The organism is Exiguobacterium sp. KKT215 (assembly GCF_055635335.1).
This window is the reverse complement of the sequence record NZ_CM145756.1, coordinates 1,601,157-1,624,791: the sequence shown is the minus strand read 5'-3', so window position 1 is coordinate 1,624,791 and position 23,635 is coordinate 1,601,157. Positions and strand designations below refer to the sequence as shown.

Annotated in this window: 24 protein-coding genes; 19 read left to right on the top strand and 5 right to left on the bottom strand. The window is 53.0% G+C overall.

The genetic code is table 11. The annotated features are described in order from the left end of the window. Positions 1-9 precede the first annotated feature (9 nt). Both ACZ2GZ_RS08435 and nhaC read left to right on the top strand, forming a co-directional pair. Positions 10-1,107: an amidohydrolase gene (locus tag ACZ2GZ_RS08435; RefSeq protein ID WP_214713709.1), complete on the top strand. Its 1,098-nt coding sequence runs from the start codon at positions 10-12 to the stop codon at positions 1,105-1,107. A gap of 161 nt (positions 1,108-1,268) precedes the next feature. Next, entirely contained in the window at positions 1,269-2,669 is a 1,401-nt protein-coding gene (gene nhaC / locus ACZ2GZ_RS08430; protein WP_214714069.1) for a Na+/H+ antiporter NhaC, read from the top strand. A gap of 14 nt (positions 2,670-2,683) precedes the next feature. On the opposite strand, the gene ACZ2GZ_RS08425 is transcribed toward nhaC, so the two are convergent. Further along, positions 2,684-3,877, bottom strand: a complete 1,194-nt coding sequence (locus ACZ2GZ_RS08425) for an HTH domain-containing protein (RefSeq protein ID WP_029595600.1) — start codon at positions 3,875-3,877, stop codon at positions 2,684-2,686. Positions 3,878-3,955: 78 nt separating this feature from the next. Between ACZ2GZ_RS08425 and ACZ2GZ_RS08420 the strand changes: the two genes are divergently transcribed. Then, positions 3,956-5,086, top strand: coding sequence for a mandelate racemase/muconate lactonizing enzyme family protein (locus ACZ2GZ_RS08420; protein ID WP_029595599.1), 1,131 nt, complete (start codon positions 3,956-3,958; stop codon positions 5,084-5,086). After that, a complete protein-coding gene (locus tag ACZ2GZ_RS08415; RefSeq protein ID WP_029595598.1) occupies positions 5,073-5,744 on the top strand; it encodes a GNAT family protein in 672 nt (223 codons plus the stop codon). Before ACZ2GZ_RS08420 ends, ACZ2GZ_RS08415 begins: the two co-directional genes overlap by 14 nt. Positions 5,745-5,780: 36 nt before the next feature. Here ACZ2GZ_RS08415 and ACZ2GZ_RS08410 read toward each other — a convergent pair whose 3' ends face one another. Then, positions 5,781-6,530 (bottom strand): GDSL-type esterase/lipase family protein, encoded by a 750-nt coding sequence (locus tag ACZ2GZ_RS08410; RefSeq protein ID WP_029595597.1) that lies wholly within the window; start codon positions 6,528-6,530, stop codon positions 5,781-5,783. A 117-nt stretch (positions 6,531-6,647) separates the two neighbouring features. Here ACZ2GZ_RS08410 and ACZ2GZ_RS08405 point away from each other — a divergent pair, with 117 nt between their 5' ends. From ACZ2GZ_RS08405 to hfq, 7 genes are all read left to right on the top strand, one after another. After that, positions 6,648-7,568, top strand: coding sequence for an ABC transporter ATP-binding protein (locus ACZ2GZ_RS08405; RefSeq protein WP_029595596.1), 921 nt, complete (start codon positions 6,648-6,650; stop codon positions 7,566-7,568). Next, complete coding sequence (locus tag ACZ2GZ_RS08400; RefSeq protein WP_035385675.1) at positions 7,561-8,559, top strand: ABC transporter permease; 999 nt, start codon at positions 7,561-7,563, stop codon at positions 8,557-8,559. The genes ACZ2GZ_RS08405 and ACZ2GZ_RS08400 overlap by 8 nt, the downstream gene beginning before the upstream one ends. Before the next feature lie 179 nt (positions 8,560-8,738). Further along, entirely contained in the window at positions 8,739-10,268 is a 1,530-nt protein-coding gene (locus ACZ2GZ_RS08395; RefSeq protein ID WP_470295182.1) for a M4 family metallopeptidase, read from the top strand. 118 nt (positions 10,269-10,386) lie between these two features. Then, positions 10,387-11,247 carry a PPK2 family polyphosphate kinase gene (locus ACZ2GZ_RS08390; protein ID WP_214713707.1) on the top strand — a complete coding sequence of 287 codons (861 nt, stop codon included), beginning with the start codon at positions 10,387-10,389 and terminating at the stop codon, positions 11,245-11,247. A 113-nt stretch (positions 11,248-11,360) separates the two neighbouring features. Next, a complete protein-coding gene (locus tag ACZ2GZ_RS08385) occupies positions 11,361-11,954 on the top strand; it encodes an AmiS/UreI family transporter (RefSeq protein ID WP_029595592.1) in 594 nt (197 codons plus the stop codon). 240 nt (positions 11,955-12,194) lie between these two features. Next, a complete protein-coding gene (gene miaA, locus ACZ2GZ_RS08380; RefSeq protein ID WP_214713704.1) occupies positions 12,195-13,145 on the top strand; it encodes a tRNA (adenosine(37)-N6)-dimethylallyltransferase MiaA in 951 nt (316 codons plus the stop codon). A 12-nt stretch (positions 13,146-13,157) separates the two neighbouring features. Continuing rightward, on the top strand, positions 13,158-13,406 hold the full coding sequence (hfq, locus tag ACZ2GZ_RS08375) for an RNA chaperone Hfq (RefSeq protein ID WP_021067304.1): 249 nt from the start codon (positions 13,158-13,160) through the stop codon (positions 13,404-13,406). Positions 13,407-13,448: 42 nt separating this feature from the next. Here the strand turns inward: hfq and ACZ2GZ_RS08370 are convergent, their stop codons facing one another. Then, the gene (locus tag ACZ2GZ_RS08370) at positions 13,449-13,961 is read right to left on the bottom strand and encodes a hypothetical protein (RefSeq protein WP_029595590.1); all 513 of its coding nucleotides are present in this window, start codon (positions 13,959-13,961) and stop codon (positions 13,449-13,451) included. A 156-nt stretch (positions 13,962-14,117) separates the two neighbouring features. Here ACZ2GZ_RS08370 and ACZ2GZ_RS08365 point away from each other — a divergent pair, with 156 nt between their 5' ends. The 6 genes from ACZ2GZ_RS08365 (at position 14,118) to ACZ2GZ_RS08340 (ending at position 20,557) form a co-directional block, all read left to right on the top strand. After that, complete coding sequence (locus tag ACZ2GZ_RS08365; RefSeq protein WP_029595589.1) at positions 14,118-15,296, top strand: DNA-binding protein; 1,179 nt, start codon at positions 14,118-14,120, stop codon at positions 15,294-15,296. A 15-nt stretch (positions 15,297-15,311) separates the two neighbouring features. After that, on the top strand, positions 15,312-16,241 hold the full coding sequence (locus ACZ2GZ_RS08360) for a CobW family GTP-binding protein (protein WP_214713702.1): 930 nt from the start codon (positions 15,312-15,314) through the stop codon (positions 16,239-16,241). Next, positions 16,238-17,023 carry a 5'-3' exonuclease gene (locus ACZ2GZ_RS08355; protein WP_251135211.1) on the top strand — a complete coding sequence of 262 codons (786 nt, stop codon included), beginning with the start codon at positions 16,238-16,240 and terminating at the stop codon, positions 17,021-17,023. The genes ACZ2GZ_RS08360 and ACZ2GZ_RS08355 overlap by 4 nt, the downstream gene beginning before the upstream one ends. Beyond that, complete coding sequence (locus ACZ2GZ_RS08350) at positions 17,004-17,393, top strand: reverse transcriptase-like protein (RefSeq protein WP_214713701.1); 390 nt, start codon at positions 17,004-17,006, stop codon at positions 17,391-17,393. Before ACZ2GZ_RS08355 ends, ACZ2GZ_RS08350 begins: the two co-directional genes overlap by 20 nt. Positions 17,394-17,499: 106 nt before the next feature. Further along, a complete protein-coding gene (fumC, locus tag ACZ2GZ_RS08345; protein WP_214713699.1) occupies positions 17,500-18,900 on the top strand; it encodes a class II fumarate hydratase in 1,401 nt (466 codons plus the stop codon). A 169-nt stretch (positions 18,901-19,069) separates the two neighbouring features. Beyond that, positions 19,070-20,557, top strand: coding sequence for a GGDEF domain-containing protein (locus tag ACZ2GZ_RS08340; RefSeq protein ID WP_029595586.1), 1,488 nt, complete (start codon positions 19,070-19,072; stop codon positions 20,555-20,557). A gap of 14 nt (positions 20,558-20,571) precedes the next feature. Here ACZ2GZ_RS08340 and ACZ2GZ_RS08335 read toward each other — a convergent pair whose 3' ends face one another. Together ACZ2GZ_RS08335 and ACZ2GZ_RS08330 are read right to left on the bottom strand one after the other, a co-directional pair. After that, on the bottom strand, positions 20,572-21,051 hold the full coding sequence (locus ACZ2GZ_RS08335; RefSeq protein WP_214713697.1) for a dihydrofolate reductase: 480 nt from the start codon (positions 21,049-21,051) through the stop codon (positions 20,572-20,574). Then, positions 21,048-21,842, bottom strand: a complete 795-nt coding sequence (locus ACZ2GZ_RS08330; RefSeq protein ID WP_029595584.1) for a thymidylate synthase — start codon at positions 21,840-21,842, stop codon at positions 21,048-21,050. Before ACZ2GZ_RS08330 ends, ACZ2GZ_RS08335 begins: the two co-directional genes overlap by 4 nt. A 239-nt stretch (positions 21,843-22,081) precedes the next feature. Here ACZ2GZ_RS08330 and ACZ2GZ_RS08325 point away from each other — a divergent pair, with 239 nt between their 5' ends. Together ACZ2GZ_RS08325 and ACZ2GZ_RS08320 are read left to right on the top strand one after the other, a co-directional pair. Then, positions 22,082-23,002, top strand: a complete 921-nt coding sequence (locus ACZ2GZ_RS08325; RefSeq protein WP_214713695.1) for an NAD(P)-dependent alcohol dehydrogenase — start codon at positions 22,082-22,084, stop codon at positions 23,000-23,002. Between the two features lie 99 nt (positions 23,003-23,101). Next, entirely contained in the window at positions 23,102-23,626 is a 525-nt protein-coding gene (locus ACZ2GZ_RS08320; RefSeq protein ID WP_058763525.1) for a type 1 glutamine amidotransferase domain-containing protein, read from the top strand. Positions 23,627-23,635 lie beyond the last annotated feature (9 nt).

The window sequence follows — 23,635 nt, the reverse complement described above, 5'->3', positions numbered from 1 at the left end:
GGATTGATCATGACGACGAACGTATTGAACTGGTTTGAGCATTTTCATGCCCATCCCGAAGTGAGCTGGAAAGAATTCGAGACGACGAAGACGATTGCCGACATCTTGGCGTCATGGCAAGTCCGTCACGAAACGTTTGCCGACGTCACCGGCGTCATCGCCGAGATTGGTGAAGGAGATGATGTCATCGCTGTCCGGGCCGATATCGACGCCCTTTGGCAACAAGTCGACGGAACGTTCCAAGCCAACCACTCTTGCGGCCACGATGCGAATATCAGCATGGTGCTCGGTGCACTTGATGAGTTGCGACACGAACACTTGCCGAAACGGGTCCGGTTTATTTTCCAACCGGCCGAAGAACAAGGGAACGGGTCGCTCGCGATGATTCGACACGGGGCGTTAAAAGACGTTAGTCAGCTGTACGGCATTCATTTGCGTCCGCTCGAGGAACTGCAACGCGGTAAATATGCGGCTGCGATTCAACACGGGGCCGCGTTCTTCTTGAAAGGCAGGATTAGCGGGGACGATGCTCATGGCGCGCGGCCGCATCAAGGTCAGAACGCGTTAGACGTCATCTTCACGATTCAACAGATGCTTAAGAGTATCTATTTGTCACCGTTTGAGCCGCATTCGGTCAAACTGACGGGTGTACAAGCTGGGAGTGAGAATTTGAACATCATTCCGGGCAATGCGACATTCTCGATTGACGTCCGGGCCCAACAGAACAAGGAACTGCTTGAGCTGCGCGACCGCGTCGAGACGATGTTGCACCAGATTGCAGTCCTACATGGAGTGACGATCGACTGGGAGTGGCAAGATTTCACACCAGGCGCCTTGATTGGCGAGCGTTCGAGCCGACATGCGGCTGAAGCGATTAGTCAGCGGTTCGGGGATGATGCGCTCGTCGATCGCATCATCACGTCAGGTAGCGATGATTTTCATTTTTATACGGTCGAACAGCCGGGACTTGATGCGACGATGATTGGAATCGGGGCCAACTTGACGCCAGGGCTTCACCATCCACAGATGACGTTCGATCGTGACGTATTACCGGAAGCGGCCGCCCTGCTCGCCGATACGTTGCGACGGGCCGTACACGCTACATGATTGACGAAATGAACGAGGCGATTGCGCTTCCGTTCATTTTTTTATTGCCTTCCTCGAATGTAAGCGTTATCATCATCTTATTAGCGACAATATAACGACAATTCAGAATCTTTCGCTATCGGGGAGGAAGACACATGGAACAACAGGGGAACAAGGTAGACATGAAGCTTCGCTGGGCAGTATTGCCGCTACTTGTCATGATCGGGGTCATGCTCGTAGCAATCGTCCAATTAAAACAAGGCCCACACATCCCGCTCATCATCGGGACTGCGGTGGCGGCACTCGTCGCCTGGCGACACGGCTATAAGTGGAAAGAAATTGAAGAGATGATGTACAAAGGGATTCGACTCGCTTTGCCGGCGGTCGTCATCATCATTTTGGTCGGCTTGACGATTGGGGCGTGGATTGGGGGAGGCGTCGTCGCGACGATGATTTATTATGGGTTGACGATTATCTCACCGGCCTATTTCCTCGTGACGATTTGTATCATCTGTGCGGTCGTCGCGCTCTCCATCGGCAGTTCATGGTCGACGATGGGGACGATCGGCGTCGCCGGGATGGGCATCGGGCTAAGTATGGGGATACCAGCACCGATGGTCGCCGGAGCCGTCATTTCTGGCGCTTATTTTGGGGACAAGATGTCGCCGCTGTCGGATACGACGAATTTGGCGGCCGGTTTGACGCATACGGACCTATTCGTCCATATCCGTCACATGCTCTATACGACTATCCCGGGCCTTATCATTGCGCTTGGCGCGTATTGGTGGCTCGGCCGCCGCTTCAGCGAGACGACGACGGATTCGTCGGAAATCGTCCAGACGCTTGATATTTTGCAAGACAGTTTCGTCATCTCACCATGGTTGTTAGTGATCCCGCTGGCCGTCATCGCGCTCGTCGCGAAAAAAGTGCCGGCCATTCCAGCACTCGTCGTCGGCATCGCCCTTGGCTTTTTGGCGCAAGTCATCGTCCAGGGTGGCTCGCTCTCAGATAGTGTCGGCGCGCTCCAAAGTGGATATGTGATCGAGACCGGCAATGAGTTGGTCGATAACTTGTTCAGCCGGGGTGGTCTCGATGCGATGATGTATACCGTCTCGATGACGATTGTCGCGATGACGTTCGGAGGGATATTAGAGTACTCGGGCATGCTCCAATCGATTATGAACCAAATCGTCAAGCTGGCGAAGACGGCCGGATCGATGGTCGCTTCGACGATTTTAGCGGCGTTCGCGACGAACGCATCTTGTTCCGAACAATACATCTCAATCGTGGTGCCGTCACGCATGTTCGCCAGTGCCTACGAGAAGATGGGGCTGCATTCGAAAAACTTGTCGCGAGCGCTTGAAGACGGCGGCACGCTCACGTCGGTCTTCATCCCCTGGAATACGTGCGGCGTGTTCATTCTCGGGACACTCGGCGTCGGGGCGTTCGAATATGCGCCATACGCCATTCTAAACTTTGTCGTTCCGGTCATTTCAATCATCTATGCATTCACAGGGTTCACGATTGAACGGATTGCTGTGTTGAGTGCAGAACCACCAATCGAACGACAAGCGGCGCAATGAAAAATTTCCCGGCCTCATGAGGTCGGGAAATTGAATTTATAGACGGCACGGGGCCGGCCTTGACCATAACTCATTTCTTCGCCGATTACATCGACAATCCCGGCGTCATGAAGTTTTTTGATGAGCCGTTCCGTCGTCCGTCGCGTCACGTCGAGATAGTCGGTCAACTCTTTTGCCGTGAACTCGTGCTTGCGTTTGGCGAACTGTAAAATCTTCCCGATATTGACGGGGCTGACCCCGGCTTGTTTGATGAAGTCGAAGGCGAGTTGTTCCGTCACCCGGTACGGGATGTGCGCGTCACGGGTAGGGAACGATAATCGTTTCGAATCATCGACGATGCGGATGCGTTCGTCACTCGCGGCAGACAAGGCGATGTCGGCATGTTCGTACGCTAGTTGATAGTCCGGCCCGTAGCCGATTCCGATGCGGTATGACCCGTTCGGTGCGAGCGTATCTTCATCGAAAGCGTTCCTCACTTCACCTTTGGTCGTCAAGATCGTGATGTGTCGCTCCTGCTTCGATTCGAGATGTCCACCCAAATACCGGACCGAGGCAAGATGTTCAAGCAACGTCGGATCGTCCGTTTCATAGCGGATGATGGCGAATTGGGCGGCATCGGCCAACTGTTGCCGCACTTGTTGAATCAACTGGTCGAGATGTCGCTTGACGGTCGTTGTCGGCTCAATCATCAGTTGACTGTTGAAGCCAGCACGAACGAGCTCATGATGCACGCGCTCGATGCTCGTGATGGCCAATTTAGCATGTCCGGCTTGATGGCTGGTATGAAAGGCGGTGACATCCTCGAAGGCGAGCTCGGGATGGATTCGCATCGCGGCGGGGGCGACCCGTTCGTTCGGGAACGAGTCGAGAATCGACGACAGCCGTTCCGGGTCGACCAAGTCGATGGATACTTGATCGAGCGACACGGAGTGGGTGAGCGTCGCATAGAGTAACGTCGTCAAGAGCACAGTCTCGTCTTGGACGACGTGATGTGCCGCCACGTGGTTGAGATGAGGGGTCGCATAGGTGAACGGGAACGAACCGGAAAAAAAGACGCCGTCGAACGAGCCGAGCGTTTGGGCGATGGTCGCCGCCTCGTGTGGATGGTCATACGGATGATAGGCGAACCGGACATCCTCAGGTGAACCGAGCGAGCGAATCATCGCTACGAACTCGTGCGAACCGACGATGGCGATATGGATGGACATGAGAACTCCTCCTTGCAATTTAACGACTATTTAACGACAATATAACTAATGACTTAGAAGAAGTAAAGGAGAATGGATATGAGAATAGAGAAGATTGAACTGTTTGCGATTCGATTGCCGTTAAAGGTCCCATTTATCGTCAGCTATCATCGGTATGACGACATGCCGTCAGTGATTGTGAAATTGACGACCGAATGTGGCCACGTCGGCTATGGCGAGGCCGTGGCCGATGAACACGTCACGGGCGAGTCGCTCTATAGTACGATCAGTGTGATTCGACATGTACTCGGACCGCTCTTGATCGGCGAAAACCCGATGCAGATGGAACGGATTCACGACGTGATGGATCGGGCCATCCGTGACGTTCCGGCGGCGAAAGCGGCGCTCGATATCGCCTGTCATGACGTCGTCGGTAAAAAGCTCGGTCTTCCGGTATATGATTTGCTCGGCGGCCGGTATCACGATGCCTTTCCGGTCACACACGTCCTCAGTATCGGGGAGCCGGAGGCGATGGCGGCCGAGGCTCGGGAACAAATCGAACAAGGCTATACGGCCGTCAAGATGAAAGTCGGCGTCGATGTCGCCTCGGACGTACGCCGTGTTGAGGCGGTCCGGCGTGCCGTCGGTCCAGACGTGCCGATTCGGGTCGACGTCAATCAAGGCTGGGTCAATGCCGCCAAGACACTTCAAGCGATGAAGCAGCTCGAGCCATTCCGAATCGATTGGGTCGAACAACCGGTCAAGGCCGATGACTTTGAAGGCATGGTCGAAGTGAAAGGCAAGATTTCGGTGCCGCTCATGATTGACGAGGGCGTACGCGGCATCCCTGAGATGCGTCGGTTGACGATGATGCAGGCCGCCCACAAAGTGAATATCAAATTGATGAAGTGTGGCGGCATCTACCCGGCGAAAAAGCTCGTCCATATGGCCGAAATGTCGGGCATCGAGTGTCAAATCGGGTCGATGGTCGAATCGTCGGTCGCCTCGAGCGCAGGTTTCCATGTCGCTTTCTCGAGTAAAATCGTCCAATCGGTCGAATTGACAGGGCCACTTCGGTTCGCTGAAGATATCGGCAACTTGATGTACGACTTGCCGTTCATCCGTCTGTCCGATGAGCCAGGTCTCGGTGTCGACGTCGATGAGGCCGTCTTGTCACGGCTGACGACGGCGACGTATGTCATCGGAGGGGTCGACCATGTGGCGCAGTGAGTGTAACGGCCTCGACATCGAGGTCAACTATTTGACGATGACAGAGCTCGGACACATCGAGGCGGTGCAGCAGGCCGTCATCGACACGTTGACGGAAGGGAGTCAGTATCAATCGCTCACGACCGAGGAGTTCGTGAAGCTGTTGACCGACCGTACCTTGATTGGGGCGTATCATGAGGGAACGTTAATCGCGTTCCGCGCATTGCTCATCCCGCCGCTCGACGATGAGCATCTCGGATACGATATCGGTTATCCGTCTGATGCGCTCGACCGCATCTTGTATCAAGAAGTGACGAACGTCCACCCGGACTATCGCGGTTACGGACTGCAACAGCATCTCGGCAAGCTCCTTATGAAAGAGCTTGAACAGGACAGTCGGTTCAACCTCGTATGCGCGACCGTGGCGCCGTTCAATATCCCTAGTCTGAAGGACAAGTTCGCGCTCGGCCTTCGTATCGGTGCTCTCAAACCTAAATACGGCGGCAAGTTGCGCTACATTTTTATGAAGGAACTGCACAGCGATTGGAAATCGGCGGGTGACACGACTTGGCTCGACATGGGCGAGACGGAGCAACAAGTTGCTCTATTGAAGGCGGGCTGGTTCGGGACGACGATGACACGCGACGGGAATCGTTGGCTCGTCAAATATGAACGATGAAAACATGGCCTGATCGTCGCGATCAGGCCATGTTGCTTACTCGAGGATGAACAGCACGTCCTCGGCTAACTTGTCATACGTCCGGTCGCTCGGATGAAACTGGTCGGTCGCGAGGTCACGGCCGACGTCAGAGACGTAAGCGAATGGATCGATCACATCGATGCGTTGCGCGTTGCCGTACGTGGCGGCCGAGGCGTTCCAATCGAGAATCAATTGGTTGAACGCCTCGCCGTTCTCGTTCGCTTGGAACGGGTTATAGAGTGCGATATAGACGATTTGCGCCGTATCGTTCAACCCGCGGACTTGTTCGAAAATCTCATTCAAGTTCGTCTTTGCATCGGTCACGACTTGCTCGATATCGACCGATTCGAAATTGTCGACGTTCTCGCCGCGATTGAACAAGTCATTGCCGCCAATCGTGAGCGTGATATAGCGGGCGTTCTCAATCGTGCGTCTGACTTCGGGTTGCTCGAGCTGCGCCAATAGGTCTTCCGTTCGGGCACCAGAGACGGCCAGGTTCTGCGTGCGGATATCATCTTCTTCGAGCGCTTCACCAACCGGTTGGACATATCCAGCACCCGAAGTCGAGCCGACGCCGCGTGTCAATGAATCTCCAAGTGCGACGTAGACGTCACCGACCGGTTCGGGTCTCGCGTCTTCGCTGACCGAGAGTGTCCGTTCCGGCGGATTGACGATATCTTGATAACCGATCCATAACCCGTAAAGGGCGATGCCCGTCAAGAAGACAGAACCGATTAAAAACGTATACCATTTCCCATTTTTCATGTGATGACCTCACTTTCTATAGAACTATCATATCAAATAAGTTTGAACCTGCCCTATGTGAATGTTCGAATAGGACAGATGCGGTCGAGTCCGATAGAATGTAGATGAGGTGAGATGATGCAACCAACATTGAAAATAGACCATTTGACAAAAGTAATCGGTAAGAAAACGATCATCGATGACATCTCGTTCGATGTTTTCCCCGGAGAAGTGTTTGGGTTCTTAGGTCCGAACGGGGCCGGGAAGACGACGACGATCCGGATGATCGTCGGATTGATTAAACCGACGAACGGGACTGTCTCAATTTGTGGGTTCAGCGTCGAACGTCAATTCGTGCAGGCGATGAATCAAATCGGCGCTATCGTCGAGAACCCCGAACTGTACAAGTTCATGAGCGGGCGTGAGAACTTAAACGCCTTCGCCCGGATGTTACCCGGTGTCGATGAGGCCCGCATTCAAGAAGTGATTGACCTCGTCGACTTGACGGCACGAATCGATGACAAAGTGAAGACCTACTCGCTCGGGATGCGGCAACGGCTCGGTATCGCCCAGGCCATGTTGAACAATCCACGCGTCTTGATTCTCGATGAGCCGACGAACGGGCTCGACCCAATGGGGATTCGTGACCTTCGACTCTTCATCCGCCGTCTCGTCGAAGAAACGGGCTTGAGCGTCCTCGTCTCTAGCCACATCTTGGCTGAAATCGAACTGCTCGCCGACCGTGTCGCCATCATGTCGCGCGGGAAAATTGTCAAAGTCGGGACGGTCGAGGAGCTGATTCATGAGTTGGCGTCGACGGTCGATGTCCATGTGGCCGACAGTTTCGAAGTCTTGCCGATTATCCGTGGATTCGAATCAATCGACCAGGCCGACGTCGTCGATGAACGGACGATTCGGGTCTCGATGAACTTAGAGGACACGGCCCGCTTGAACCGTTATTTGCTCGACCGCGGGGTTGACGTGTTCGGTTTGGAACGACGCGTCCAGACGCTCGAAGAATTGTTTATCTCATTGACTGGGGGTGACCATATTGTCTAATCCGTCAATCCTTGGCCTCATTCGAAACGAAGTCTTAAAAATTCATAAGAAACGTCGGCTTCTCGTCGTGTCGATCATTCTCATCGTGCTCGTCTCGATGTTCACGTACGCCAACTACCGGCAAATCGAGAAGCAGCGCGAAGAACAAGGAACGATCGACTGGCGTGTCGATTTACAGCAAGAGATCGTCGATACGCAAAACCGGCTCGCCTCGGCGAACGTTCAGGACGAGTTCCGTCAAATTCTAGAGTTCCAGGTCCAACAGAATCAATACTACTTAGATAATGACATTAATCCGAACTACCCGGGTGCGCCGACGTTCATGCGTGTCTTCTTCTCGCAAGGGACGACGCTCGTGTTGCCGCTATTTATCATCGTCTTGATGGCGGATATCGTCAGCGGTGAGCACAATGACGGCACGATTAAGACGCTGTTGTCCCGTCCGGTCCGACGCTTCAAGATTTTGCTCGCCAAATGGATGACGACGCTCTTATATACGTCGATTCTCATCTTTATCACCGCACTCGTCAGTTATGCCATCTCCGGCATCGTGCTCGGTTGGGACGGTTGGACCGCCCCGATTTTGACAGGATTCCAAGCCTCGGCGACCGGTACGTTCTCGACCGACTTCGTCCATACGCTGCCGATGTGGCAATATTTGCTCATGTCGGTCGGACTATCCTGGTTCGTTGTCGCGGCCGTCGGGACGATTGCCCTCATGATCTCGGTCATCGTCAAAAATACGGCGACTGGGATTGGGATTATGATGGCCGTCCTCATTTCAGGACCGCTCCTCACGTCGCTCGGGTCGAATTGGGACAGCTCGAAATATTTGGTGAACGTCAACTTCGGTCTTCATACCTATCTCGAGGGGCAAGCCCCACCGATCGAGGGGATGACATTACCGTTCTCGCTCATCGTCATATTTGTCTGGTCGCTCGCCGCTCTCGCATATGCGTTTTATCATTTCACTCAAAAAGATGTCTATTGATGACTAGCGTCACCGTTCCCGGTGACGCTTTTTTTGTCATGGCTGAAATGACTAGAGAAGACGAAGAAGTAGGACAAATGTCTTAATAATTCGAATTGTCAAAATAATTAGATAGTTGGATACATTAAATGTGGGAAACTATGTAAAGTAGGAGACACCACATAAGGAGGGAAACACACATGAAAAAAGTTTTATCTACATCACTCATCGCAGGCGTATTGCTCGTGCCGCAACTTGTCGGCGCAGCGGAGCTCAAGTCGGGCACGTTGACGAAACCATCAAACGAGGCTCCGACGACAATCGTCAAAGAGTATGCGAAAGCGAAAGGCGAATTCAAAACGCTCGAATCAAAGCGTGACAAAGTCGGACAAGTCGTCAAATTACAACAGACGGTGGACGGGGTACCAGTCTTCGGCGGAATCGTCGTCGGTGTCGTCGATAACGATGGCCAATTGAAAACGGTCGTCGATGACACGAAACAACTCAAAGGACTACATAAGTCGATCAAGCTGAACGAACAAAAAGCGGTCGCTCGTTATAAAGAGCTTGTCGGCCACAAAGGCGCATACGAGCTTGAGCCAGCAGCGGAACTCGTCGTCTATCCAAACGGGGAAGAGGCAGTCTACGCGTATGAAGTGACCGGGACGATTCTTGACGCGGATGAGCCGTCACGTTGGACGTACTTCATCGATGCGGCAAGCGGGAACGTATTGAACAAATACAACCAATTGGCGCACGCCAAACCGACGAATGGTGTCACAGGTACGACGTATACGGGAACGGGAATCGACGTCCTTGGTCAAAGTCAAACGTTCAAGACGACGAAGAGCGGCTCATACTACTATCTCCAAGACTCGACACGTGGCAAAGGGATCTATACGTACGATGCCAAAAACCGGACGACACTTCCTGGATCACTATGGGCCGATGTCGATAACGTCTTGAACACGACGTACGACCGGGCCGCGGTCAGCGCCCATGTCAACGCGACGAAGACGTATGACTTCTTCAAGAACACGTACGGTCGTAACAGCTATGACAATAACGGTGCGGCTCTCAACTCGACGGTCCACTATAGCCGCAGCTACAACAACGCGTTCTGGGATGGTAGCAAGATGGTATACGGTGACGGGGACGGCCAAACGTTCACATACCTCTCAGGCGCACTTGACGTCGTCGCTCACGAATTGTCACATGCGGTCACAGAGTACACGGCCGGTTTGATCTATCAGAACGAATCAGGAGCGATCAACGAGGCGATCTCTGATATCTTCGGTACGGTCGCGGAGTACAGCGTCGGCTCAAAATTCGACTGGTTGGTCGGGGAAGACATCTATACGCCGGGTATCGCCGGGGACGGTCTCCGTTCGATGTCGAACCCAGCGGCTAATGGTGACCCGGACCACTACTCGGTCCGCTACACAGGGACGCAAGATAACGGTGGCGTCCACATCAACTCAGGTATCGTCAACAAGGCGGCCTACTTGTTCGCGAGCGGTGGCTCACACTACGGCGTATCGGTTCAAGGCATCGGCGTCAAGCAAATGGGGGATGTATACTACCGTGCACTCACCGTCTACTTGACACCGACATCGAACTTCTCGAGCCTACGTCAAGCAGTCGTACAGTCAGCTAAAGACTTGTACGGTTCAACGAGTACACAAGCGGTCGCGGCGGCGAAATCGTTCGACGCGGTCGGAATCTACTAAGGCGAGTCCATTCATGCATCCTTTCCGTTTCGGCGGAAAGGATTTTTTATCGCTATTTTTTGAAAGAATCGGGTAAATACGGATTGTACGTAAATTTTGTCGCAATCAAGGAGGGGCTATGGATATTCAAACGTTTCGCATTGACCATAAAAACGGGATTCGTCTCGACGATTACCCGACTACGATCAAGGACAGACCATCGGATGACACGTTGCAAAACGAGTTGATTCCTGAGAGTGTCGCCCGGTTGAAAGAGTTACATTGGAAACTATACGCCGAAGCCAAGAAAGGTGTCGTCGTCGTCTTACAGGCGCTCGATGCCGGTGGCAAAGATGAGGCGATCAGTTACATCTTCTCGAACTTGAACGCGCAAGGGTTGAAGACGAACGCATTCCAGAAGCCGTCGGATACGGAAAAGAAACATGACTACCTCTGGCGGATGCATGACCTGATGCCGGAGCGCGGGCAGGTCGGCATCTTGAATCGCTCCCACTATGAGGAAGTGATTGCTCCGCGCGTCCATGACATGCTTGGAGAAGAGGCCATCCCCGACAATGAGGACAAAGAGTCAGTCTGGAAGGTGCGCTATCGTCAAATCAACGATTTCGAGCAATATTTAAACGAGAATGGATTTGCGGTCATCAAGTTCTTTTTTAACGTATCGAAAGAAGTCCAACGGGACCGCTTGCTCGAACGACTGAAAGACCCAAGCAAGAATTGGGAGTTCTCGTTCAGCGACGTCGAGGAACGAAAACATTGGGACGATTATCAAGCCATCTTTGAGGACATGTTATCGAACACGGCGACAGAACTTTCCCCGTGGTATGTCCTTCCAGCAGATGACGACTGGTACGCTCGTTATATCGTCTCGACGGTCATGATTGACGTGTTAGAGGGAATCGATCCCCAGTTTCCGACGTTTACCGAAGACGAACAGGAGCGTATCGACGAGGCGATTGCGAAGCTCGAAAACGAGTGACGTTTGTCTAGTCCGTGAACGGCTATTTCTCCACTTGCACTGAAAGCGAATTCACGTTACAGTGGACGTAGATAAAATTAGACGTCAGACATCTGTATGAAGGAGCAATGAGTGTGGGGAATATCAGTTTATTATTTGGAGGCGTGGCACTGTTCATCAACAGCCTCGTTTTGTTAGGAAAAGTGGACGTCAAGAGTGCGGGTGTGTTTAGTCTCTTCACTGGACTATTGCAGACATTCATCGCGACGTGGCTCGTCGTCGGGGCGAGTTCGGCCGAGATGTTCGGGTATGCCAGCATCTATTTGTTCGCGTTCACGTACTTGTACGTCGGCGTGACGTTCTTGTTCGATTTAGACGGCCGTGGCGTCGGATGGTTCTCGCTCTTCGTCTCGATGTCAGCCGTCTTTTACGCGGTAATCGCATTCACGGCGGGCGATACGATGGGAGCGGTCACGTGGTTGTTCTGGTCGCTCTTGTGGGGACTGTTCTTTGTGGGAATGGGTCTCGGGCGCCAGATTGATGGGTTGACGGCTCGGGTCGCATTCGTGCTCGCCTGGTTGACCTTGATTATTCCGGCACTGTTCGGTCTTGCCAACTTGATGACGCCGCTCTATAGCGTCATGTGGTGGGCAGCGAGCGGCACCGCGATCCTTTATTTTGGATTGACGATGTGGCGCCAGCGCCGTTTAGTAGAAGTGACACAATGAACGATGCTCCTTTGGGAGCGTCGTTTTTTTTGCGCATTCATTTGTGTCTAAAATGTGAAAAGTGGGAATGAGGTACATAAAAGGAGGCGACCTCGGATGAGTGATGGCTTAATTTTACTGATGGGACTATTATTATGCGGATGGATGCTGTTTGCGGTCGTGTTTGATGATACAATTAAAAGAAGAATTTAACGGACCGTTTCCTTTCAGGGACGGTCTTTCGTTTGAGGAGTGACAAGGATGGAACAAACACCAGTCATCGTCCTCGTCGGACCGACCGCTGTCGGGAAGACGAAGACAGGGATTGAGCTCGCCAAAGCGTTCAATGGGGAAATCGTATCGGGCGATTCGGTCCAAGTGTACCGCGGGATGGATATCGGCTCGGCGAAAGTGACGGTCGAGGAGGCGGAAGGGATTCCGCACCATTTGATTGATATATGTGACCCGGACGAGCCGATGAGCGTCGCCAGATTCCAAACGTTGGCCCGGGCGGCGATCGATGACATTTATGCGCGCGGGAAATTGCCGATTCTAGTCGGCGGGACGGGTCTCTACATCCGTTCGATTTTATATGACTATGAATTCACGGAGCGACCGGTCAATCACGAATTGCGTGAAGCGCTCGAGTTAGAAGCTGAGACGGATGGACCTGAGGCGCTGCATGCGCGTCTGCAATCGCTCGATCCAAAACGGGCCGAGAGCATTCATCCGAATAACGTCCGCCGCGTCATCCGGGCCCTTGAAGTCGCCCTCCAAGGCGACGCCCAGGCGATGGACAGCCTCCCGTCGGAACATTACGCCTATAAACTGTTCATCTTGCATGCGGACCGGGACGTGCTCTACTCGCGCATCAACCATCGTGTCGACTTGATGCTCGAAGCGGGCCTCATCGAGGAAGTCGAGCGCTTGCTCGCGGCTGGTTACCGGGACACGCAAGCGATGCGCGCCATCGGTTACAAGGAAGTCGTTCCGTATCTTGATGGATTGATGACCCGAGAACAGATGAGCGAGACGCTCAAACAGCACACGCGCAAGTTCGCAAAACGTCAATTGACATGGTTCCGTCATCAATTTAATGGGATTTGGGTCGATATGGGACGAAAATCATTTGAACTATCGTATCAAAATATTTATGATGAAGTTGAGGAGTTTTTTCGAAAATTCCGATTATTTCAAAGAGACATAGACTAGGGGGAATGCAACATGAAGGCTAGCTATAACATTCAAGACCATTTTTTGAATCAATTACGTAAAGAAATGGTGCCGACGACCGTGTTTTTAGTCAGCGGGTTTCAAATTCGGGGAGTCATTAAATCGTTTGACAACTTCACGGTCATCGTCGAATCGGAAGGGCGCCAACAGTTGATTTATAAACATGCGATTTCAACGTTCTCACCAGCCCGGAACGTCACATTGTTCGAACCGGAAGCGGTCGAAGTGACAGAAGGCTAATGAACGGCATAAAGAAAGAGCGGCCCGGGGACCGCTCTTTTTTTATGCCGTTTTTACGTTCGAATCGAAATCGATGGCTTCGAGCACACGATGGACGGCACAACCGCCGAGGAGTGAGTCGAGTTGGTCACAGAGCTGACTCGGTGCCGAGCGGTATAAGTGTGTATACGTTCGTTTCCATGACCGTTCGGCCGACTGGATGCGCACGAGTAGGTCGGCATGGCCAAGTTCTTTCAGCTTCTCGATATTCATCCGGTTCGTCCGGGCGAACGCCGATAAGACGACGGCCTTGGCGAGCGGTGTTTGAATCGGATAGCCGGCAACGACGAGGACGGCCATCGCGCCTTTCATCTCATGCTCGATGACGGAGTCGACGAGCTGGTCCGGCGTATATGGGTTGCCGGCATGTCCTGAGACCGCCGCGACGAGTTCGTGATGTGAGACCGGGCAAGTCGATGCCTGTAAAATGCTGGCGATTGTTGAATGCGTAGTGGCGTAACGTGTCGCTTCCCCTGTTGCGATCAATCGTTCGTACGTATCTACCAATGAAATCATGTGAGTTCCCCCTTTATCTAGCTATCTTTATCGTATCAATTCTAGTAAGCGCTTTCAATATAATTTAGGAAACTTCATGACCTATAACGAAAGTATGTTCGCCTCGAAGTGGAAAACACGATACAATGGGCAAAGAGAAGAAGGAGGGGATTGTATATGAATTATTACCAACAGATTGATCCGATCACGGGGAGCGGCTTCGACCGGACGCGGTTCCAACTCCCGACCGTCGAAAAAGCGTCGACGCGATTGACTGACCTTACGGACGGGACACCGGTCCAGACGAAAGCGCTCGTCAGTACAGTCGAAGTGAGAGAAGGCAAATCGGGTGCCAAATGGCTGCAACTGAATTTGACGACATCGAGCGGACTCATCCGTGCCAAGCAATGGTTGCGTGGCAACGAAGAGCAGCTGTTACCGATTTACGAGTCTGGTGTGATCGAGCTTGAAGGGAAAATCGATGTCTATCCGAAACCGGACGGCGCCAAGTCAATCACAATCGACCGGGCCAAACCGATTGCCCGGGACGAGGCCGTCTCATTGTTGCCAGGTCTTCCTGGAGACGAGACGATGGATCAATACGCCGACGAGCTGTTCGCGATTCTGTCGACGCTCTCGCCTGACTATCAAGCAATCGCGATGTCGCTACTCGACCGCTATTGGGACGATTTCGTTCTCGCACCGGCTGCACTGTATCATCATCATAACTATGTCGGCGGCCTCTTGAAGCACACGGTCTGTATGCTTCGACTCGGTTATCGCATCCAAGAACAGGACGACCATTTGGCGATGGCGTTTCGGGTCATAAAAGAAGCCGAGCAGTTGCACAAAGTAGACGTATGGAATACGATGAACGGTGTAAAAGTTGAACAGGCGTTCCGGGGCACGTTCGAGTCGCTCTATGCGGCCTGCGAGGCCATCGCAGAATTGAAGGAGCCGCTCCGTTGGGACGAACTCGCGCTCGGGATTTTATTCCATGATATCGGCAAGTTGTTCGAGTACAGTCACTTGCTGTCGTCCCCGAAACGGTTCGAGCAACTGTTCTCGGTTAACGGTACGAGTGAGACGACCGGCATCTCGATCAATCCGATGGGAAGCTTGATCGGACATATGCCGTACGGCGGACTGTTGTTCGAGAAGAGTCAACAGGCCGCAAGCGTCACGTTGTCGCTCGACGCCCATCATCGGATTTGGCATATGATTTTATCCCACCACGGCAAGCGCGAGTGGGGCTCGAGCGTGTTACCGGTCACGACAGAAGCGTGGATGCTTCATTTGATTGACTTGCTGGATGCGCGCTATGAGAAATGGGCGCGAGTTCACGAAAATTTATAAGGTGAGGTGCAGTACATGATTCCCGTGCAATTGGTGACCGGTTTTTTAGGCGCCGGAAAAACGACCTATATGAATCGCTTGCTAGAAGCGACGGACGAGCGGCTGCTCGTCATCGTCAACGAGCTCGGGTCGGTGAATATCGACGAACAGTTGATTGTCAAGATGGACCAAGAGCAGATCGAGTTGTCGAACGGTTGCATCTGTTGTTCGATTCAAAGCGATTTAAGCAAGACGTTCTATCAGCTCGCATCAAAGGATACGTTCGACCGCATCGTCATCGAGACGACCGGTGTGGCCGACCCGGCACCGATCATTCAGACGATTTATTATGACGACTACTTGCGCACGCGCTTCAAGTTGACGGCGATTTTGACGGTCGTCGATGCCAGTCAACTGGACCGTGAGCTATTTATTGAAGGAATTCATCAAATCGCCTATGCGGACGTAATTTTGTTGAATAAAGTCGACCTCGTCGATGCGGATGCGCTCGAACAGGCGCATGAGCGGATTAATGCGCTGAATCCGACCGTTCGAGTCATCGAGACGGTTCAGACGGTCGGCGACTATGACTTGACGGAGAATACGTTCCAGCTCTCACGAATCGACGAACAACTCCTCGGGCAACTGACGGCCGGGCACTCCTCGGTCTCATCACTTCGGGCCATCACGCTCACGACGGACGTGCCGCTCAAACGGGAACGCGTCACTCAATACGTCCGAGAAGTGCTCATGCACTATGAAGATGATGTCTATCGCTTGAAGGCGATTGTCCGTTTAGACGGAGAAACATCAAAATTCGTCGTCCAAGCGACGAATCAACTGATGGGGGCGACGTTCGCGAACGAATCGAGCGACGACTCGCGTTCCGTCTTCGTCTGGATTGGAAAGAATCTCGACCGGGACGCGCTCACGCGCGGATTACAAGCTTGTGAGGTGAATGCATGATGAAATTGATGTTGGTCGACGGGTTTAACCTCCTGTCACGTTATTATTTTGCCACAGAGCGTCGTCGGGCTCTCGACCCCGATGTGACGTTGAAGGGGTTACTTCGAAAAGTTGACGGGTGGACGAACGACTTCACGCATATCGCCTTCTTTTGGGACGGACCACGCGAAACGACGCATCGTTACGCCCTCTTTCCGGACTATAAAGCGACTCGCACCGGCTTACCGGAACCGTTGTTCCACGATTACGTCAAGTTGCGGGCAGCGTTGACCGAGCGCGGGATTTTTCAGTCTGAGCTCGCCGGGTACGAAGCCGATGACTTGATTGGGGCCGTCGCGACCGCGTTCCCGGGCGAATCGTATATGTATTCGTCAGACCGCGATTTGCATCAGTTGCTTTCCCCGAACGTGTTTCAAATCGTTCCGAAAAAAGGGGAAGAGATGATCATGAATCGGGAAGTGTTCGTTGCGACGTACGGCGTCCGACCAGAGCAGTTCGTCGATGTGAAGGCGCTCCAAGGCGACGCCTCAGATAATATTCCCGGTATCCGCGGCATCGGACCGAAGACAGCGACCATTCTTGTCCAGTCATATGACACGGTCGAAACGCTATACGACATCGTGAGACAAGAAGCGCTTCAAGAGGCGCATCAGAAGTTTGCGAAGAAACTCGACGGGCAAGAAGAAGTGGCGCTCTTGTCGAAACGTCTCTCGCTCATCGATATTCATGCACCGATTGAGACCGATTGGGAGGCGTATCGCTTTGGTTCACATTTATTTTGATGCGGCGACGAACCAGGAGGCGGGTGAGAACGGTCTTGGCGTCTGGATCAAGACGACCGACGGCACGGTGTCCACGTATATCGCCAAACGCGTCGGGTTGACCAGCGTTCAGGCGGAGCTCGCCGCGCTCGCGTTCGCCCTCGAACAAGCACACGAACTGACGGGCGAATTGACATTTATGTTCTATTCAGACGCCGAGACGGTCGTACGGGCGCTTGAACAGCGCTTCTTCAAAGACCCATCGATGCGTCCGTTGTTCGTCAAGGCGCTAACGCTGTATGACGAATTGCCGAATAAGTTCATCAAATGGATTCCGCGAGCAGAGAACCGGGCTCACGACGTGGCGAAACGGGCATTGATGACAGGCTAAAAGTCGGGCGTGGGCCCGACTTTTTGTCAATTGCAGGGGAATGATTTCTTTTTTGCAAAAGTTTCGCTAAAATGAAAGCGTAGTCAAAAAAAGAGGGGGAATTTTCATGGAATATCGGATCGAACGGGACACGATGGGGGAAATCAACGTTCCGGCTTCAGCCAAATGGGGAGCCCAAACACAGCGCAGTCTAGAGAACTTTAAAATCGGGACGGAAAAAATGCCGCTTGAGGTCGTGCATGCCTTCGCGATTTTGAAAAAAGGTGCCGCACTTGCCAACGCTGAGCTCGGTGTGTTGGAGCAAGCGAAAGCCGACGTCATCGCCGAAGTCGCCGATGAGATCGTCGCTGGGCAACATGACGCCGAGTTTCCACTCGTCGTCTGGCAGACGGGTTCAGGGACACAGTCGAACATGAACGTCAACGAAGTCATCGCCCACTTGGCGAACGATAAGTTAAAGGAGCGTGGTCAGACGCTTACGATTCATCCGAATGACGACGTCAACAAGTCGCAAAGCTCGAACGACACGTATCCGACGGCGATGCACATTGCGGCCATCTTAGCAGTCGAGGACCATGTGTTGCCGTCAATCGAGGCGCTCCACGCGACGCTCGCGAAGAAAGCCGAGTCATTCATGGACATCGTGAAGATCGGTCGGACGCACTTGCAAGACGCGACGCCGGTTACGCTCGGTCAAGAGATTAGCGGTTGGGTCCGTATGCTCGAGCTGTCGAAACAGATGATTGAGGGTACGCTCGAACCGTTGACAGAGCTCGCTCTCGGCGGAACGGCAGTCGGGACGGGCATCAACGCCCATCCGCAGTTCGGCGAAGTCGTGGCCGAGAAAATCTCGCAAGAGACCGGCAAACAGTTCATCACGGCCGTCAACAAGTTCCATGCGCTCACGAGCCACGATCAGCTCGTGTTCACACATGGTGCCTTGAAAGCACTCGCCATGGACGCGATGAAGATCGCCAATGACGTCCGTTGGCTCGCTTCTGGTCCGCGTGCCGGTATCGGCGAGATTTTGATTCCGGAAAACGAACCGGGTAGCTCGATCATGCCAGGTAAAGTCAACCCGACGCAGAGCGAGGCGTTGACGATGGTCGCGGCTCAAGTGCTCGGTAATGATGCGACAATCGGATTCGGGGCGAGCCAAGGAAACTTCGAGTTAAACGTGTTCAAGCCTGTCATCATGTACAACTTCCTCCAGACGTGCCGCCTGTTGACGGACAGTCTACATTCGTTCGACGTGCATTGCGCCGTCGGCATCGAACCAGATTTGGACGTCATCGCACACAACGTGGAACGGTCGCTCATGCTCGTGACGGCACTCAACCCACATATCGGGTACGAGAACGCAGCCAAAATCGCGAAGCTCGCCCATAAAAATGGGACGTCGTTGAAGGAAGCGGCGCTCGAGACTGCACTATTGACGGAAGAGCAGTTCGATCAATGGATTCGTCCGGAAGAGATGACATCTCCTAACCTAAAAGTTGGTAAATAAGGGAAGGGCGGTCCATGACCGCTCTTTAATTATTGTCTATTAGGTCGTAAGCACTAACTTTCTGTAAAACAATAGGAAAAAAATAAGTAAATAGTTGTATTTTCGTGGATGAAGTCGCATAATCATAGTCAGAAGCGAATATCGGGAGAACGAAACTGGGGGGTCGGGAATGAAGCAGCAACTCACAGATCGTATACATAAGATTTTGGCGCAAATCACGAGCGCGAGACAGATTCAAACAACAGACATCGAGTTTTTATTGGATTGGATGAAACAAGAAGTGAAACAGCGACGGTTCATGCACTTGCTTGAAATCTTCAGTCGTGTCGAATCTGACGTGCGTGAGTTGCCGGCCGTCCTGACGCAAGCAGAAGCGATGGCATTGATTGCCCCGGTGAAACGATATATCCATACGATCCTCGGCATCGAGCAAGAAGACGAGGACCTCGTCTTGATTTTGTCGAACAACTTTGCGACGTTCAGCCGTTATAAGCCGCGGGTGGAAAAGCTCGGGGCGCGTCCTGTCTTTTTACAGACGTTAGAAGAAGCCGTCGAATACGATTATGAAGATGTGCCGAAGGCGATCATCATGGACGTCGAACTGTGGGCACGCTTCCCGGAGCGGGCAATCCAATCGTTCGTCAGCAAGATGAAGAAGCTGTACGTCCCGCTCATTGTGATCGGAACGAATGAACATTATCGACTCGCCGCCTACTCGTATGGGTTCGATGACTATTGGGAAGAATGGATCCCGATGGAAGAGCGGCTCGTGCGGCTCGGACATCATATCGAGAAGGCACGGCTCGTCTCGAATGCGCTGCTCGTCGACGAATTGACAGGCGCCTTCAACCGTAAATATTTGAAAGCGACGTTCAGTCGCTTCATGTCCCGTCTAGAGCGGTCCGGTGAAAGCTTCACCCTCGCGCTGCTCGACATCGACCATTTCAAGCAGTTGAACGATACGTTTGGTCATGCGTATGGGGACGAGGTGCTGCATCGCGTCGCCGAGGAGGTTCGTTTGGCGATTCGCTCGAGTGACGAGTTGATTCGTTACGGCGGGGAAGAGTTCCTCATCATCTTGAACGTGTCCGAGCGCCACGTCGTCGATGCGGTGCTCGAACGGGTCCGCAGCCGAATCGAAGAGATGACGTTTACATACGAGCATCACGTGACGGTGTCCATCGGCTATACGCGCGTCTGTCAGACCGGGATGACACTCGGGGAGTGGTGCGCTTACGCCGACGAGGCGCTCTACAAGGCGAAGCGTGACGGTCGCAATCGAATCATCCGTTATTCGACGGCGGTCCGGGAAGAAAAACGGCTCGCTTACGTGACGATGAGCCCGGAGAAGTACACCATGCTCGCCGAACAATTGCCGAAACAGCATCGACGATACGAGGTCATCTATCGTCCTTACGACCGTTACGCCTGTAACGATCATATGGAGATGTTCATTTTAGACGAATCGAGTACGACGGAGACGAGAGGGACGCTCTCGGCCGTCAAAGAGCAGCGTGGCAAGTACAGTCATGTGTTAGCGTTGTCGAAACGGACGGCACTCGAGCTCGGTACGCTATACGACGACTTGGCCGAACAGGACCATCATGATGTCATCACTGAAAAAATCGAGCAATGGCTCGAAAAATTGCCCGACTAAAAAGGGACGTCGACTCAGTCGATGTCCCTTTTGTCATATTGACGGAAAGTGAAGCTATAGGCATGCCGCTCGTCGACCGGATGGAACTGTTCGTCCGTCACGGTGAGCCCGTCCGGCAGCGGTGGATAATACGTGTCCGCCTCGAACGTGCCGTCGACCTCAGTAACATAGAACCGGTCCGTCATCGAGAGTGTTTGCTCATAAAGCGTCGCGCCGCCGATGATGTAAAGGTCTGTCGTCTCGGTGTTGAGCGACTCGAGGTCGTGCCAGACATCGACACCTTCAGCTGAAAACGATCGTTCTGACGTGACGACGATATTGCGGCGGTTCGGTAACGGACGACCGATCGATTCGAACGTTTTACGACCCATGACGACCGTTTGGCCCGTCGTGATGGCTTTGAACTGCTTCAAGTCATCGGGCAGGCGCCACAACAAGGCGTTATCTTTCCCGATTTCTCGATTGCTTCCGATGGCGACGACGTGGACGATCATACGCTGACCGCTCCTTTGATATGAGGATGCGGGTCATAGCCGACGATTTCGAAGTCCTCGAAACGGAAGTCCTCGATCGACGTCACATCTCGCAAGATATTCAATGTCGGGAGCGGGCGTGGCTCACGTGTCAATTGAAGGTTCACTTGTTCGAGGTGGTTATGGTAAATGTGGGCGTCGCCGAGCGTATGGACAAAGTCGCCAACCTCAAGGCCGGTCACATGGGCGACCATGTGCGTGAGCAAGGCGTATGACGCGATGTTGAATGGTACGCCGAGGAACGTGTCAGCGCTACGTTGATAGAGCTGGCATGATAGTTTGCCGTCCGCGACGTAAAATTGGAACAACAGGTGGCACGGCGGGAGCGCCATGTCCTCGAGTTGCCCTGGATTCCATGCCGAGACGATGAGGCGACGCGAATCAGGGTTCGTCTTAATCTGCTCGATCACTTGCGCGAGTTGGTCGACACTCGTGCCGTCTGGTTTCGGGAACGAGCGCCACTGCGCCCCGTAGACAGGGCCGAGATTGCCGTCTTCGTCTGCCCACTCGTTCCAAATGCGGACACCGTTATCTTGAAGATACTTGACGTTCGTATCGCCGGTGATGAACCAGAGCAGTTCATGGATGATTGAGCGGGTATGTAGTTTTTTCGTCGTGACCAGGGGGAATCCGTCCTGAAGATTGAACCGCATCTGGTAACCGAACACGCTCGTCGTCCCGGTCCCGGTGCGGTCCTCTTTGACGACACCGTGCTCGAGGATATGGGTGCATAAATCATGGTATTGTTTCATAGTAGAAATACCTCCTTCGTTCATTCTTCTTTACCCTATCAAAAAATAGTAAGATTTCATATAAAATATCAGTAAATGACACAATATATAGTAGAGCTACGTCACAGATAAGTGTATTTCAATTTTTTTATACGCTGACGTTTCACAAGTTGAAGATGTGACAATAGTAGATTAAACCGTGCAAAAATCCTTTGTCGTGACAGCTCATTGTTTTGTTCAGTCTTGTGAGGAGGAACATGATGAAAGCAGTGATTTGTACCGCATATGGACCACCGGACGTGTTGCAACTCCAAGAGGTCGACAAGCCTGTGCCAAAATCGGACGAGTTATTGATTCAAGTCCATACGACAGCCGTCCATTCAGGTGACCGGCGGTTGCGGTCACTCGATGTACCGGCTCTAGGCAAGCTGCCGATGCGAATCGTCGTCGGTTTCAAGGCACCGCGCCAACCGATTCTCGGTGTCGTCTTGGCAGGCGAGGTCGTCGAGACGGGCAGTCGTGTCGAGCAGTTCAAGGTCGGCGACCGCGTCTATGCACTGACCGGGATGCGGTTCGGCGGCTATGCTGAATATGCGTGTGTCAAAGCGAGTAAATGTGTCGAGCGCATGCCGAACAACGCTAGTTTTGTCGAAGCAGCCAGCTTGCCGTTCGGCGGGACGACGACTCTTCACTTTTTGCGTAAAGCGAACATCGAACAAGCGAAGACCGTATTAATTTACGGGGCGTCCGGGGCAGTCGGTTCGATGGCCGTTCAAATCGCGAAATATTACGGGGCTCACGTAACGGCAGTCTGTCGGGAGCGAAACTTCGAACTTGTCAGAAATCTCGGCGCGGACGTGATGATTGACTACACCATAGACGGCTACGACGAGAAACTGACCACATACGACGCTGTGTTCGATGCGGCTGGTAAAATCGATAAGCGGATGGCCCGGAAACATGTCGCCGCACACGGGAAATTCAGTTCTGTCGCTGGGCAAGGACCTGCCAGTGAACGGAAAGAGGATTTGGCTTTCTTGAACGAGCTGTTTGAAGCCGGCCGGTTAAAGGCTGTCATCGATTCGGTTTATCCGCTCGAGGACATCGTCGCGGCGCACCGATACGTTGATGCCGGAGGAAAGGCTGGAAATGTGATCGTGACCGTGACACAAACAAATTGATTCAATCGAGAGCGAGATGCGCACTTGGCGGACAGTCCCTGTTTTCGCCACGTGGCTTATGGGGTATACTTGTGAAAGACAAATAAAGGGAGGGATTCGATGCAATTAGAAGGTAAGAATGTCCTGCAAATCGTCAGCGACGACTTTGAAGATTTAGAATTATGGTATCCGGTCCATCGGTTGCGCGAGGAAGGCGCAAACGTCATCCTGGCCGGCGAGAAGGCGGATCACGCCTATATCGGCAAGTACGGCGTCCCGGCAAAATCGGACATCGCGTTCGATGATGTCGACATCTCATCATACGACGCTATCCTCGTCCCAGGTGGCTGGTCCCCAGACTTGTTGCGCCGATTTGATTCGGTGAAAGGGTTCGTCCGTTATATGCATGACGAGAAGCGGCCGATCGGTCAAATCTGTCACGCGGGCTGGGTGTTGATTTCAGCCAAAATTCTCGATGGTGTCAACGTCACGAGCACACCGGGCATTAAAGATGATATGGAAAACGCCGGTGCGATTTGGCATGATGAGCCGGTCGTCGTTGATGGCCATATCGTCTCGAGCCGCCGTCCACCTGACCTGCCTGACTATATGCGGGAATTCATCAAAGTCATGGCCAAACACTGAAAATAGAAT